At 61.1% G+C, this 13592-nt stretch carries 13 protein-coding genes; 9 read left to right on the forward strand and 4 right to left on the reverse strand.

Annotated elements, in window-relative coordinates; genetic code table 11:
- Window positions 1-165 precede the first annotated feature (165 nt).
- From rplQ to dsbD, 3 genes are all read left to right on the forward strand, one after another.
- On the forward strand, window positions 166-558 hold the full coding sequence (rplQ, locus tag H281_RS0128760; protein ID WP_006052227.1) for a 50S ribosomal protein L17: 393 nt from the start codon (window positions 166-168) through the stop codon (window positions 556-558).
- A 376-nt stretch (window positions 559-934) separates the two neighbouring features.
- Window positions 935-1267: a divalent-cation tolerance protein CutA gene (gene cutA / locus H281_RS0128765; RefSeq protein WP_020070588.1), complete on the forward strand. Its 333-nt coding sequence runs from the start codon at window positions 935-937 to the stop codon at window positions 1265-1267.
- Entirely contained in the window at window positions 1260-3119 is a 1860-nt protein-coding gene (dsbD, locus tag H281_RS0128770; protein ID WP_020070589.1) for a protein-disulfide reductase DsbD, read from the forward strand. The genes cutA and dsbD overlap by 8 nt, the downstream gene beginning before the upstream one ends.
- A gap of 161 nt (window positions 3120-3280) precedes the next feature.
- Here dsbD and hemB read toward each other — a convergent pair whose 3' ends face one another.
- Window positions 3281-4279, reverse strand: coding sequence for a porphobilinogen synthase (gene hemB / locus H281_RS0128775; RefSeq protein ID WP_027805034.1), 999 nt, complete (start codon window positions 4277-4279; stop codon window positions 3281-3283).
- Between the two features lie 264 nt (window positions 4280-4543).
- Entirely contained in the window at window positions 4544-5197 is a 654-nt protein-coding gene (gene yihA, locus H281_RS0128780; protein WP_020070591.1) for a ribosome biogenesis GTP-binding protein YihA/YsxC, read from the reverse strand.
- A 216-nt stretch (window positions 5198-5413) separates the two neighbouring features.
- On the opposite strand from yihA, the gene H281_RS0128785 reads away from it, so the two are divergent.
- The 5 genes from H281_RS0128785 to msrQ all read left to right on the forward strand — a co-directional run bounded on the left by H281_RS0128785 (window position 5414) and on the right by msrQ (window position 11491).
- Window positions 5414-6067 carry a c-type cytochrome gene (locus H281_RS0128785; RefSeq protein ID WP_020070592.1) on the forward strand — a complete coding sequence of 218 codons (654 nt, stop codon included), beginning with the start codon at window positions 5414-5416 and terminating at the stop codon, window positions 6065-6067.
- A 116-nt stretch (window positions 6068-6183) separates the two neighbouring features.
- The gene (locus tag H281_RS0128790) at window positions 6184-8382 is read left to right on the forward strand and encodes a cytochrome c biogenesis protein ResB (protein WP_020070593.1); all 2199 of its coding nucleotides are present in this window, start codon (window positions 6184-6186) and stop codon (window positions 8380-8382) included.
- Between the two features lie 4 nt (window positions 8383-8386).
- Window positions 8387-9598, forward strand: a complete 1212-nt coding sequence (gene ccsB / locus H281_RS0128795; RefSeq protein WP_027805035.1) for a c-type cytochrome biogenesis protein CcsB — start codon at window positions 8387-8389, stop codon at window positions 9596-9598.
- A gap of 184 nt (window positions 9599-9782) precedes the next feature.
- Window positions 9783-10778: a protein-methionine-sulfoxide reductase catalytic subunit MsrP gene (gene msrP / locus H281_RS0128800; protein WP_020070595.1), complete on the forward strand. Its 996-nt coding sequence runs from the start codon at window positions 9783-9785 to the stop codon at window positions 10776-10778.
- Between the two features lie 11 nt (window positions 10779-10789).
- Complete coding sequence (gene msrQ, locus H281_RS0128805; protein ID WP_206362282.1) at window positions 10790-11491, forward strand: protein-methionine-sulfoxide reductase heme-binding subunit MsrQ; 702 nt, start codon at window positions 10790-10792, stop codon at window positions 11489-11491.
- 84 nt (window positions 11492-11575) lie between these two features.
- On the opposite strand, the gene lysA is transcribed toward msrQ, so the two are convergent.
- Both lysA and H281_RS0128815 read right to left on the reverse strand, forming a co-directional pair.
- Window positions 11576-12838, reverse strand: coding sequence for a diaminopimelate decarboxylase (gene lysA, locus H281_RS0128810; RefSeq protein ID WP_020070597.1), 1263 nt, complete (start codon window positions 12836-12838; stop codon window positions 11576-11578).
- Between the two features lie 9 nt (window positions 12839-12847).
- Window positions 12848-13204, reverse strand: coding sequence for a lipoprotein (locus H281_RS0128815; protein ID WP_027779505.1), 357 nt, complete (start codon window positions 13202-13204; stop codon window positions 12848-12850).
- A gap of 35 nt (window positions 13205-13239) precedes the next feature.
- Between H281_RS0128815 and cyaY the strand changes: the two genes are divergently transcribed.
- Window positions 13240-13557: an iron donor protein CyaY gene (gene cyaY / locus H281_RS0128820; protein WP_020070599.1), complete on the forward strand. Its 318-nt coding sequence runs from the start codon at window positions 13240-13242 to the stop codon at window positions 13555-13557.
- Window positions 13558-13592 lie beyond the last annotated feature (35 nt).

Raw genomic sequence — 13592 nt, forward strand, 5'->3', positions numbered from 1 at the left:
GCGCTTCGTCTCGGGACAGAACCCGTCGCTGCACTGGCAAAGACGCGGATTTTCCTTTAAAATCCGCGTCTTGCCTTTTTCAACTACCGGCCCGTGCACTCGAATTTGCAGTAGATCGAGCGCGATAGAAGAGCTGGACCAAAACTCTGAATCGAAGGAATCAACATGCGTCACCGTCATGGTCTGCGGAAACTGAACCGCACGAGCAGCCACCGTCTGGCAATGCTCCGTAATATGTCCAACTCGCTGATCGAGCACGAAGTCATCAAGACCACGCTGCCGAAGGCGAAAGAACTCCGTAAAGTTGTCGAGCCGCTGATCACGCTGGGCAAGAAGCCGTCGCTGGCAAATCGCCGTCTGGCATTCAACCGCCTGCGCGACCGTGACTCGGTCACGAAGCTGTTTGAAGTCCTCGGCCCGCGCTACGCTACCCGTCCGGGCGGCTACCTGCGCGTGCTGAAGTTTGGCTTCCGCGTCGGCGACAATGCACCGATGGCTCTGGTCGAATTGCTCGATCGTCCGGAAGTTGAAGAAGTTGAAGTGCAAGAAGCCGAGTAAGCTTCAAGGCACTCAAGAGCTAGGCGTCACGCTTGGCTACAGAATGCAGACGAACCCCACGTTTCTCGGAGCGTGGGGTTTTGTTTTTCGGGCTAGGCAAATGTCTCCGTGAGTCGCAGGGTTGGGTAGGAAAAGCCGATCGAAAAGCGCCACGGCAGGAGGTCGAAGCGCGCACGACCGACGGGCCGCATCGCTACAACATGCAGCCCTCAAGCGATCCACAACGGCTGCAGCGTTTTACGAATCCAAGTCCAAGCGCGCAGCCAGTCAATCCGCAGTGGCCAAATGCCGCACACGCGAGCCCGCGCTGCCTGCGGCACTTGACTGCCAGGTGATACGATATTGCCACCCGAATCGTGCCTTGCCGGAGCTTTCAGTGAGCGTGAGTGTTACCTTGATCCTGACGACGGTGCCCGACGCGACCGTTGCTGACAAGCTCGCCGCAGACGCGCTCGCTGCCCGGCTATGCGCCTGCGTAACGCAACTCGGCGCCGTGCAATCGCGCTACCACTGGCAAGGGCAGGTCGAAACGGCACAAGAAATACAGTTGTTGTTCAAGACGAGCGCCGCACGTGCTCTTGAACTTGAGCAATACATACAGACACACCATCCATACGACACGCCGGAAATTCTGTCGTGGCAAGCCATGGCCTCGGCCACTTACGGTCAGTGGATCCTTGCAGAAACCCAACGCCCTCTACATGTTTAACTGTCTCGACGGGCGCGCGCGCCATGCGCTTCGTGCCGCATTCCTCCTCTTTGCCGGCCTGATCCTGGCGCAGTTCTGCACGCTCGCCCATGCGGCAGACGACTTCCTCGATCCCGCGGTAGCGTTCAAATTCAGTGCGGCAGAAAAGCCGGGCGAAGTCGACGTTACGTACAAAATTGCTGACGGCTACTACATGTATCGGGAGCGTTTCGCATTCGCAACCCGCAGTGGCAACGCGACAATCGGTGAGCCGCAGTTGCCGGCGGGCCATATCAAGTTCGATCAGACATTCAACAAGAACGTCGAGACGTATCGCAACGAGTTGACGATCCGCATCCCGGTTAAGCAGGCCGCCGGAGGGTTCGATCTGGCCGTGACATCCCAAGGGTGTGCGGACGCCGGTATCTGCTATCCGCCGATGGAGCGCGTCTACCATGTAAGCGGTGCTGCCCTGCAACCGGCGGGCAGCGCGGGCGCGCTGCAATCTGAGGCAAGCGATACGCCGTGGTACGAGCGGGCCACCAACGCCGATTACGCGCAATCGCTGCTGCAGGGCGGCGGTTTCCTCACGATCATCGGACTTTACTTCGTCGCGGGCATGGTGCTGAGTCTGCTGCCGTGCTCATACCCGATGATTCCGATTCTTTCGGCAATCATCATCGGCGAGGGCGCACGGGTCACGCGCGCGCGGGGCTTGGCGCTATCGCTCGCCTATGTAATCGGAATGGCGCTCGTTTACACCGCGCTGGGAATTGCCGCCGCGCTCGTTGGGCAAAGTCTGGGCGCGTGGCTGCAAAATCCGTGGGTGTTGGGCGCGTTCGGCGTACTACTGACCGTTTTTGCGCTCACGTTGATTGCGGGTTTCGATATCGCACTGCCGCAGCGTTGGCAGGAAGGCGTTTCGCACGTGTCGGCGCGGCGCTCTGGCGGCAAGTTTGCAGCCGTTGCCGGAATGGGCGCGCTGTCCGCGTTGGTCGTAGGTGCCTGCATGACTGCGCCGCTCTTCGCGGTGCTCGCCTTTATCGCGCACACGGGGAATGCGGTGCTCGGTGGCGCCGCGCTGTTCTCCATGGGACTCGGGCTTGGCGTGCCGCTGCTTATCATCGGATTTGGCGCCGGAACCTTGCTGCCGCGCGCCGGCGCGTGGATGGACAGCGTCAAAGTGCTGTTCGGTGTCGTGCTGCTCGCCGCGGCGCTCTGGATCGTCTGGCCGGTGCTCGGAGCAACGGCTGCCATGCTCCTGAGTGCGCTCTGGCTCTTGATCGCCGCGGCGTCGCTGGGTCTCTTTTCGGCCCCTTTGGCGCAAGCATCGATATGGCGCCGGCTTGGCCGCGGTATCGGCGCTGCCTTTGCCGTTTGGGCTGCGGTGCTGCTTGTTGGACTCGCCGCGGGGTCGTCAGATCCGCTGCGTCCGTTGGCCGTGCTGGCGACGCGCGGCGGCGCGCCGGTGCCGGATCGTGTGGCTGGCTCGCCCCAGAATGCGTCGCAGGGCGATCTGGCGTTTCAACCGGTGCGATCATCAGTCGGACTGGACGAGGCCGTCAAAGCCGCTGCGCAGCCTGCCATGCTCGATTTCTACGCCGACTGGTGCGTCAGTTGCAAAGAGATGGAGAAATTCACTTTCAGCGACCCGCGCGTCCAGGCGAAATTGAAGGAGATGAACCTGCTGCGCGCCGACGTGACGGCCAACAACACCGATGATCAGGCACTGCTCAAGCGCTTTGGCCTTTTCGGCCCACCGGGAATTATCTTCTTCGACCGCGGCGGCAAGGAGGTACTGCGCGTCGTCGGTTATGAGTCGGCCGACAAATTCCTGCGCACGCTCGAACGGGCGAGCCGACCTCAGGCGTGATCGCATTGACCGCATGAACGAGCGGCAACCGCGAGTGGATAAAAAAACGGAGGCGTGACCAAAAGTCCGCCTCCGTTTTGCGTTCTGGCCCCTGCTGAACTCGCACATGAATCGACTCAGTCCCAGCCAGACGAGATAGCTGCCGCCAGGCGCGGCGCAACCTATTTTTGCGAGCGAAGAATCCTCGCTGCATCCAGCGCGAAATAGGTCAGAATGCCGTCCGCGCCCGCGCGCTTGAAGGCGAGCAGCGATTCCATCATGGCCTTGTCGTGGTCCAGCCAGCCGTTCTGAGCCGCTGCCTTCAGCATCGCGTATTCGCCGCTGACCTGATAGACGTAGGTCGGGAACTGGAACTCGTCCTTCACCCGGCGCACGATATCCAGGTACGGCATGCCCGGCTTGACCATGACCATGTCGGCGCCTTCGTTGATGTCCGCTTGCACCTCGCGCAACGCCTCGTTGGAGTTGGCGGGGTCCATCTGGTACGTCATCTTGTTGCTTTTGCCGAGGTTCGTCGCGGAGCCCACAGCGTCGCGGAACGGGCCGTAGAACGCGGACGCGAATTTGGCCGCATAAGCCATGATGCGCGTGTGGACATGGTCCTCGCTTTCCAGCATTTCGCGGATGGCACCGATTCGGCCGTCCATCATGTCCGAAGGCGCGACGATATCTACGCCGGCTTCAGCCTGCGCGCGTGCCTGTTCGATCAGGATGTCGACGGTCTCATCGTTGATCACGTAGCCGTTTTCATCGAGCACGCCGTCCTGGCCGTGGCTCGTGTACGGATCCAGCGCGACGTCGGTGAGAACGCCCAGATCCGGGAAGTGCTTCTTCAGCTCGCGGACCGCCCGCGGGATCAGACCAGCGGCGTTGGTCGCTTCGCGGCCATCGGGTGTCTTGAGCGACGGTTCGATCGCCGGAAACAGCGACAGCACCGGTACGCCGAGCTCGACGCATTGCTCGGCGACTTTCATCAGCAAGTCGACCGAAACCCGCTCGACGCCAGGCATCGACGGCACGGCTTGCCGCACGTTCGTGCCTTCGACTACAAAGACGGGGTAAATCAGGTCGTTGGTGGTGAGGATGTTTTCGCGCATCAGGCGGCGCGAGAAGTCGTCGCGGCGCATGCGGCGAGGACGATAGTGCGGGTAGAAGCTCATGGAATTGAAGATCGTGGATGTCTTGACGTAGGACAGTGCCCAGAGAGGTGCTCGGGAGCCGGCGGCCGCTCACGGAAACTTTTCAAGACAATGGTATATCATACCGATCGAGCAAGGCGCTTGGCGCTGACCTCCCCGCTTCTCCTCCCTGAGCGGGTGCCTGTCGTTTTTCGATTAGGCTGTTTGACCCGCCGTTAAAGCGGCGGGTTTTTTTATGGGCGGCGGAAAGAGCGCGTTCAGGCTTTCAGCAAACACACCGCGAGGTTACTGTGCGGCGTCGGTTGCGCCCTTCGTTTCGGGGATCAGCCAGCTTTCAATCAGTTCGTGAGCTTCGTCGATGCCGACCCGCTTGAGCGCCGAGAAGAGTTGCGCCGTCAGCTCGCCCTGGTAGCCCGCCGCACGATATTCGTCAAAACCCTTCTGTGTCGCGCGCAACGCATTCACGCTTTCCTGACGCGTCAATTTGTCGCATTTGGTGAGCAGCGCGTGAATCGGCTTTCCGGTCGGAGCGAACCATTCGATCATTCGCCGATCCAGATCGGTCAGCGGCCGGCGCGAGTCCATCATGAGGATCATGCCGCGCAATTGCGAACGCGATTGCAGGTACGTGGAAAGCAGCGCCTCCCAATGCGCCTTGGCTGCGCCGGGCACTTCCGCATAACCGTAGCCGGGCAGATCGACAAGATGGGCCGTAGGTTCGTCCGCCTTGCCGACGGAGAAGTAATTGATGTGCTGGGTGCGTCCCGGTGTCTTACTCGCGAATGCGAGCCGCTTCTGGTTGCACAGGATATTGATGGCCGTCGACTTGCCTGCATTCGAGCGCCCGGCAAAAGCAATCTCAGGCTGAGCGGTGGCCGGCAGATCACGAAGGTGATTGACGGTCGTGAAAAAGCGGGATTGGTGGAGCAGGAAGGACATGATCAGGCCAGATTTCGAGACGCCGGGGAACCCGGAGTGGGGACGGGTCAAGCCCGACTGGCGTCTTAGCGATTAGCGAGTTATTGTACAATACGATGGTTTACTGAAAACCTGAGGGGGCCAGCCCGCGTGCCTCGGCGGCTCCTGGCGGTCACTCGGGTCGCCGTCGTATTGTGCAAAACCTCTAAAATCCACAAGACGAGACAGGGTGTGCGAATGAATCGACTGTGCAAGGCTCTGATGGTTTTTCATGTAGCAGCAGGTCTTTCAAGTTTGGCAATTCAGGCACGAGCAGCAGATCCGGCAAAGCCGGACGTCAATCGGGGGCAGGCAATCGCAGTGCAGGTTTGCGCGTCATGTCACGGCGCAGACGGCAACAGTGCCGGCGGCGCATACCCGAAACTGGCTGGCCAGCATCCCGACTATCTCGTCAAGCAACTCAAGGATTTCAAGCCGCAGCCCGGCGCCAAGCAGCCCGCGCGTAACAATGCGATCATGACGGCTATGGCGGCCGCGCTGTCCGACCAGGATATGGTCAACGTCGCAGCCTACTTCGCGGCGCAGGCTCCAAAGCCCGGTTATGCGCACAACAAGGACACGGTGCCGCTCGGGCAGAAGATTTATCGAGGCGGCATCGCGGAGAAGGGCGTGCCGGCCTGTGCCAGTTGTCACGGGCCCACGGGTCAGGGTATTCCGTCGCAATATCCGCGCTTGTCAGGCCAATGGGCTGAATACACGGTGGCGCAGTTGAACGCGTTCACGCAGGGCCCCGGAGCGCGCAACAACAACGAGGCGATGCATGCTGTCGCATCGCGTCTGTCGGACAGCGAGATCAAAGCTGTGGCCGATTACATCGCGGGCTTGCACTAAGAGGCCCGCGCGCAATTGCAACCGGCCCGCCGAGGCCGGTAAAAAACAAGAAAAGGGTGGGGGCGTCGTGTGAACGGTCGCCCTTCACCCTTTTTTGCTGTTCAGTCGGAGTATGAATGAGCGTCACCACGTCGGGTTTGCAGTCGAAGTCGAGCAATCGCATCGTGCGCAACGTTGTCGAAGTATTGAGTTCGATGCGTTTTGCCATTGCGCTGCTCGTGATCCTGTCGATCGCCAGCATTATCGGCACCGTCCTTACGCAGGACGATCCCTATCCCAATTACGTCAACCAGTTCGGCCCGTTCTGGGCGGATATCTTCCGCGCGCTAAGCCTTTACACGGTTTATAGCTCGTGGTGGTTCATGCTGATTCTCGGCTTTCTGATGGTCTCGGTGTCGCTATGCGTGATCCGCAACGCGCCGAAAATGATTGCCGACACCAAGAGCTGGAAAGACAAGGTCCGCGAAGCCAGCCTCCGCGCGTTCCATCACAAGGGCGAATTCGCGGTGCACGGCACGCGTGCCCAGACGTCGGCAGTGCTCGCCAGACTGTCCGCCAAGCTCGGCTACAAGTTCGTCACGCGCGAGTCGGACGGCGCCACGCTGATCGCGGCCAAGCGCGGCGCCTTGACCAAGCTCGGCTACATTTCCGCGCACATTGCGATCGTGGTGATTTGCCTTGGCGGGCTGCTGGACAGCAATCTGCCGATCAAACTGCAAATGTGGCTGTTCGACAAATCGCCGATCCGCGCGAACACCGTAATCAACGACATTCCGCCGGAACATCGCCTGTCGCAATCGAATCCGACGTTCCGCGGTTACGCATGGGTGCCGGAAGGGCAGCACGTGTCCACCGCGATCCTCAACCAGCCGGACGGCTCGCTGATCCAGGACCTGCCGTTTTCGATCGAGTTACAGAAATTCATCGTCGATTATTATTCGACGGGCATGCCGAAGCTGTTCGCTAGCGACATCGTCGTGGTAGATCACAAGACCGGCGCGCGCGTGCCGGCTCGTATCGAAGTGAACAAGCCGTTCGAATACGACGGCGTGTCGATCTATCAATCGAGCTTCCAGGACGGCGGCTCGCAAATGCAGATGACGGCCTACCCGATGACGGGCCCGAGCGCGAAAACCGCGCCTTTCGGCGGCACGATCGGAGGCAATGCGCCGTTGAGTTCGGCCACGTCGCTTGCCGACGGGCAGACGGTCGAGTTCACCGACTTCCGCGCGATCAACGTAGAGAACATTTCCAATGGCAGCGGCCAGACGGACGCCCGCGGCGTCGCCGCCCACCGCTCGCTGAAGGAAGCATTCGACGAGCGGCTCGGCTCAGGCGCGAAGACGTCCAAGCCGCTGGACCTTCATAACGTCGGCCCGTCGGTGCAGTACAAGGTACGCGACAAGGACGGCCAGGCACGCGAGTACAACAACTACATGCTGCCGGTCGCGGTTGCCGGGGAACGATTCTTCCTTGCCGGCATGCGCCTGAATCCCGACGACCCGTTCCGCTATCTGCGCATTCCCGCCGACAGCGGCGGTACCGTGAAGGATTGGATGAACCTGCGCGCAACGCTCGAGAACCCGGGAATGCGCGCGCAAGCCGCTCACCGCTTCGCCCAGCGCTCCGTGCCCGAAGCGAACACGGAATTGCAGCAGCATCTGGAAGAAAGCGCGCTGCGCGTCCTGACCCTTTTTGCGGGCGCGGACAACACCGTCAAAATGCCGAACGGTCAGCCAGTCGGCGGCTTCCAGGCGATCGCCGGATTTATTGACCATTCGGTGCCGAAGGGCGAGCAGGAAAAGGCGGCAGGGCTGTTGCTGCGCATGCTGGAGGGCTCGATGTGGGACCTTTGGCAACTGTCGCGCCAGCAAGTCGGCGAGCCAGAGGCGCAGGCCAACGCGGATTCGAGCCGCTTCGTACAAAGCTCGATCAATGCGATATCCGACAGCTTTCTGTATGGATCGCCGGTCTACTTGCAGCTCGACTCCTTCAAGCAGGTGCAAGCCTCGGTATTTCAGCTGACGCGCGCACCCGGCAAAAAAGTCGTGTATCTTGGCAGCCTGCTTCTCGTGTTGGGCATCTTTTCGATGTTCTACGTCCGCGAACGGCGCCTGTGGTTCTGGCTCAAAGATACTGAGCAGGGCACCAATGTCGTGATGGCCATGTCGAGCGCGCGCAAAACGCTCGACTTCGAGAAAGAATTTGTTCAGACGCGCGACGCGGTCGGCGCCGCGTTGGGCGCGAAGCTCACCGATGCATCGTCCGGCAACGCCGGCACGCCGTCCGCAAGCTCACAAGATTCGACCCGGTAATACCATGGACTTGACTCAGGTTTCCTCATCTTCCCCTTCATCCGCCCGGCCCCCCAAGGCGTCTGCGGACGAAGCGTTCAACGCTGCCCAATATGACGAGCGGCCGTTCCTGAAACGGCTTGGCATCGTCGACTGGCTATTCGCCCTCGCCATGGTCGCGGGCGCCGGGTTCGCGCTGTCGCGCTATTACCCGTTCATGAATTACTACGACAAGCTGGTGCTGGTGTGCGCGGTGCCGGTCTTCGTCGTGCTCGGCTGGCGCTGGAAGCCCGTGCGTCCGCTGATGGTGGGCATTGCGGCACTGTCGCTGCTGGCCATCCAGATCTATCACGGCGATCTGAGCCGGGCCGACAACGCCTTCTTCCTGAAGTATTTCCTGTCGAGCCAGTCCGCGATTCTGTGGATGAGCGCGCTTTTCGTGTTCGCCACCGTTTTCTACTGGATCGGCCTGCTCTCGCGCTCGCCCACCGGCGCCGCGATCGGCTCGAAAATGACATGGGCCGCCGTGCTGATGGGCTTCGTCGGTCTGATGGTGCGCTGGTACGAGTCGTATCTGATCGGCGCGGACGTCGGCCATATTCCCATTTCGAACCTGTACGAAGTCTTCGTGCTGTTCAGCCTGATCACCGCGCTGTTCTATCTCTACTATGAACAGCACTACAACACGCGCGCGCTCGGTGCGTTCGTGCTGCTCGTGATCAGCGCCGCTGTCGGTTTCCTGATGTGGTATTCGGTCGCCCGCGACGCGCAGCAGATCCAGCCGCTCGTTCCGGCGCTGCAAAGCTGGTGGATGAAGATCCACGTGCCGGCGAACTTCATCGGGTACGGCAGCTTTGCCTTGTCGGCAATGGTCGCAGTCGCTTATCTGGCGAAGGAGCGCGGCATGTTGGCCGACCGCCTGCCGGCGCTCGAAGTGCTCGACGACGTCATGTACAAGTCGATTGCCGTCGGCTTCGCGTTCTTCACGATTGCGACGATTCTCGGCGCGTTGTGGGCGGCAGAAGCGTGGGGCGGCTACTGGAGCTGGGATCCCAAGGAAACGTGGGCACTGATCGTCTGGCTGAACTATGCAGCCTGGCTGCATATGCGTCTGATGAAAGGCTTGCGCGGCGCGGTCGCCGCGTGGTGGGCGCTGACCGGCCTGCTCGTCACGACCTTCGCGTTCCTTGGCGTGAACATGTTCCTGTCGGGCTTGCATAGTTACGGCAAACTGTAATTTCCGCTGTTCCCAGCCGACAAAGAACCGCCGCGTGTTTCGCACCGGCGGTTTTTTTATGGCCGACGGAATATTTGCACGCCAAATGTGTTCGTCCATGTGAGTACGCATGGATGGCCCGACGAGCGATCATCACCCTGGCCCCGTCAGATGTCTGAGGCGGCGGCCGGCAAGGAGCAGCATGATGTGGATCAAGCGAAGCGACAGGATTCAACTTACCGGCGACGATATCGCTCGCAGCGAAATCACGCCGCAGCACATTTTCGAGAACCGGCGGCGCGTGCTGCAGGCCGCAGGCGCGCTGGCGCTCGGCGGTCTGATCGGCGTGAACGGCGAAGCACTGGCGGCTTACACGTCGACCGATCCGAAAGCGCAGAAACTGGCGGCCAAAACGAACGCGAAGTTCGTCGCGCTGGACAAGATCACGCCGTTCAAGGACATCACCACATACAACAACTACTACGAGTTCGGCACCGACAAGTCCGATCCGGCGCATAACGCCGGAACGTTGCGGCCTCGGCCATGGAAGGTCAGTGTTGAAGGCGAGATCAAGAACCCGAAGGTCTACGACATCGACGAACTGCTCAAGCTCGCGCCGCTCGAGGAGCGCGTGTATCGGCTGCGTTGCGTCGAAGGCTGGTCGATGGTGATCCCGTGGATCGGCGTGCCGCTCGGCGAACTGATCAAGCGCGTGCAGCCGACAGGCAACGCGAAATATGTTCAGTTCATTACGTTGGCCGACCCGTCGCAGATGCCGGGACTCTCCACGCCGATACTCGACTGGCCATACTCCGAAGGCTTGCGTATGGACGAGGCGATGAATCCGCTCACGCTGCTCACCATGGGTGTATACGGTCAGGTGCTGCCGAACCAGAACGGCGCGCCGGTTCGCGTCGTGGTGCCGTGGAAATACGGCTTCAAGAGCGCCAAGTCGCTGGTGAAAATCCGCTTTGTCGAGAAACAGCCCGCGACGAGCTGGAACACTTATGCGTCGAGCGAGTACGGCTTTTATTCGAACGTGAACCCGAATGTCGACCATCCGCGCTGGAGTCAGGCGACTGAGCGGCGCATCGGCGAAGACGGCTTTTTCACGCCCAAGCGCAAGACGTTGCTGTTCAACGGCTACGGCGATCAGGTGGCGTCTCTTTATCAGGGCATGGACCTGAAGAAGAACTTTTGAGCGACATGACGATGGCTTCCGATACCCAATCTGTCACTCGTACCGGGCATAGCGCGCCGCGAGCCAATGCGCCTGCTACGGCGCCGGCAAAGCGTCCCGCCGCTGGCTCGCGCTGGGTCGTGCCCGCGAAAATCGCGGTGTTCATCGCGGCGTGGTATCCGCTGGCGCGGATCGTGTTGTTCGGCGTGACCGACCGGCTGGGCGCAAACCCGATCGAGTTCATCACGCGCTCAACGGGCCTGTGGACGCTCGTGTTCCTTTGCATCACGCTGGCTGTGACACCGCTGCGCCGGCTCACAGGCATCGCGGCGTTCGTGCGGTTTCGCCGCATGCTCGGGCTATACGCGTTCTTCTACGCGACGCTGCATTTCACGACTTATCTCTGGTTCGACAAATGGTTCGACGTGGCGGAGATCGTCAAAGACATCGGCAAGCGGCCGTTCATTACTGTGGGTTTTGCAGCGTTCGTGCTGCTGATCGCGTTGGCCGCAACGTCGCCGCGCGCAATGGTGCGCAAGCTCGGCCGCCGCTGGCAGACGTTGCACCGCGCGATCTATGCCATCGGCGCGCTGGCGATTCTGCATTTCTGGTGGATGAAAGCGGGCAAGCACGACCTGATCCTGCCGAAAATCTACGGCGCGATCATGCTGGCGCTGCTGGGTTGGCGTCTGATTGTGTGGGTACGCGAGCGGCGCAAGTTAAAGCCGCGCTGACTGCGCGCGAGCGTAAGCGCTAATAAAAAAGGCGATGCCGCAATGGCATCGCCTTTTTTATTTGAAGCGGACTTGCGACGCTGGTTACGCCGGCAAAACCGTTTCGCCCGCGAACAGCTGCTGGATTTCTTCTCGCGCCCTAACTACATGCGCTTGTGTACCATCAACCATCACCTCCGCTGCACGCGGGCGGGTGTTGTAGTTGGAGCTCATCACGAAGCCGTAGGCGCCTGCCGAGCGAATCACGAGCAAATCGCCGGGCTCGACGGAAAGCAGCCGTTCGCGCCCCAGCCAGTCGCCGCTTTCGCATACCGGTCCCACGATGTCGTACACATGAGCGGGGACGTCGCGCTCAACAACGGCGTCGATAGCGTGATACGCCTCGTACATCGCCGGGCGGGCGAGTTCGGTCATGGCCGCGTCCACGATGGCGAAATTCTTTTCAGCGCCCGGCTTCAGGAATTCGACGCGCGTGAGCAGCACGCCCGCATTGCCAACTAGCGAGCGGCCCGGCTCGAAGTACACCTCGCGGTGGCCGTGACCGCGCGCCTCGATGCGATCGAGCACCGTGCGTACGAATTCGCCGATGTCCGGCGGCGTTTCGTCGTCGTAGGTGATGCCGAGGCCGCCGCCCACGTCGATATGACGAATTGCAATGCCGTCTTTCTCGATCAGTTCGACCAGTTCCAGAAGCTTGTCTACCGCGTCCAGGTAAGGCGCAATCTCGGTTATCTGCGAGCCGATATGGCAGTCGATGCCGACAACCTCAAGGTTCGCCATGGCTGCGGCCGCCTGATACGTGGCGCGTGCATCTTCGAATGCGACGCCGAACTTGTTCGACTTCAGCCCAGTGGAGATGTAGGGATGCGTCTTCGCATCGACGTCGGGATTCACGCGCAGCGAGACGGGCGCGATCTTGCCCATTTCCGCGGCCACCGTGTTCAGGCGATCGAGTTCCGGAATGGATTCGACATTGAAGCACTTCACACCCGCCGCGAGTGCCTCGCGCATCTCACTCGCGTGTTTGCCGACGCCGGAAAACACGGTGTTTTCCGCTTTGCCGCCGGCCGCCAGCACGCGGGCCAGTTCGCCGCCCGACACGATGTCGAAGCCCGCACCGAGACGCGCGAACACGTTCAGCACCGCGAGATTGCTATTGGCCTTCACGGCCACGTGCACGCTCGCTCGACGGCCGGCGCACGCGCCTGCGTACGCGTTCCACGCGTCGGTGAGCGCGGCCCGGGAGTACACATAAAGCGGCGTGCCGAACTGTTCGGCGAGCGAAACGGCGGACACGCCTTCGACGTGAAGCACGCCGTTGACGTAGTCAAATGCAGGTCGAGTCATGCGGAGGTCTTATTGAACGGGAGTGGCGGCGGAAGCAGGCTGCGAAGCCGAAGCAGCGGAACCAGCAGATGAAGGAGACGCCGACAGTTCGTTCGCGGGCGCGAGCGAGAGCGGCGTGCCGGACGTGTCAGGAATGGAGTCTGCGTCGGACGCGGTTTCGGCGCCGGGTTGTACTTCGTCAGGAGACGGCGGCTGTGTGCGGTCGATGGGCTTTTCCGGCAAAGGTGGCACGGTAGGCAAATAGAGCGAACCGCGTTGTCCGCAGCCGGCGAGCGAGCCACCGAGTGCGCAACCTGCGAGAATGGCTAAACCCGCTACAATCGCGCGGCCGGGCGCCGCCGCGCGCATCCGAGATACGACTCGCATGACTGTCCCTGAATAAATAATCGATGGAGTTTAGCATGTCCGATAGTGATTACCTGACCCGTGCAGAGGCCGCGCTAGCCGCCATTGAACGCGCGCTGGACGACACCGAGGCCGACATCGAACTCGAGCGCAGCGGCAACGTGCTGACCCTCGAATTCGCGAATCGCTCGAAGATCATTGTGAATCTGCAACCGCCGATGAGCGAGATCTGGATAGCCGCGAAAGCGGGCGGTTTCCACTACCGTTTTGTCGATGGCGAGTGGCGCGACACGCGCAGCGGCAACGAGTTTTTCGCGGCGCTGTCCGAGTACGCGACGGAGCAGGCCGGCGAGCCGGTGCATTTCGAGGCCTGATCACAGCATCGAGCGGTTAGACGCTTAACAAAACA

Source organism: Paraburkholderia caledonica (genome assembly GCF_000383275.1).
Lineage (GTDB): Bacteria > Pseudomonadota > Gammaproteobacteria > Burkholderiales > Burkholderiaceae > Paraburkholderia > Paraburkholderia caledonica.

Bases quoted from the DNA above. Each gene is read 5' to 3' on its own strand.
- H281_RS0128790 (WP_020070593.1), top strand. From the start codon at position 6,184: ATGAGCGTCACCACGTCGGGTTTGCAGTCGAAGTCGAGCAATCGCATC.
- dsbD (WP_020070589.1), top strand. From the start codon at position 1,260: ATGTTTAACTGTCTCGACGGGCGCGCGCGCCATGCGCTTCGTGCCGCA.
- H281_RS0128815 (WP_027779505.1), bottom strand. From the start codon at position 13,204: ATGCGAGTCGTATCTCGGATGCGCGCGGCGGCGCCCGGCCGCGCGATT.
- H281_RS0128785 (WP_020070592.1), top strand. From the start codon at position 5,414: ATGAATCGACTGTGCAAGGCTCTGATGGTTTTTCATGTAGCAGCAGGT.
- rplQ (WP_006052227.1), top strand. From the start codon at position 166: ATGCGTCACCGTCATGGTCTGCGGAAACTGAACCGCACGAGCAGCCAC.
- yihA (WP_020070591.1), bottom strand. From the start codon at position 5,197: ATGTCCTTCCTGCTCCACCAATCCCGCTTTTTCACGACCGTCAATCAC.
- msrP (WP_020070595.1), top strand. From the start codon at position 9,783: ATGTGGATCAAGCGAAGCGACAGGATTCAACTTACCGGCGACGATATC.
- lysA (WP_020070597.1), bottom strand. From the start codon at position 12,838: ATGACTCGACCTGCATTTGACTACGTCAACGGCGTGCTTCACGTCGAA.
- hemB (WP_027805034.1), bottom strand. From the start codon at position 4,279: ATGAGCTTCTACCCGCACTATCGTCCTCGCCGCATGCGCCGCGACGAC.
- cyaY (WP_020070599.1), top strand. From the start codon at position 13,240: ATGTCCGATAGTGATTACCTGACCCGTGCAGAGGCCGCGCTAGCCGCC.
- msrQ (WP_206362282.1), top strand. From the start codon at position 10,790: ATGGCTTCCGATACCCAATCTGTCACTCGTACCGGGCATAGCGCGCCG.
- ccsB (WP_027805035.1), top strand. From the start codon at position 8,387: ATGGACTTGACTCAGGTTTCCTCATCTTCCCCTTCATCCGCCCGGCCC.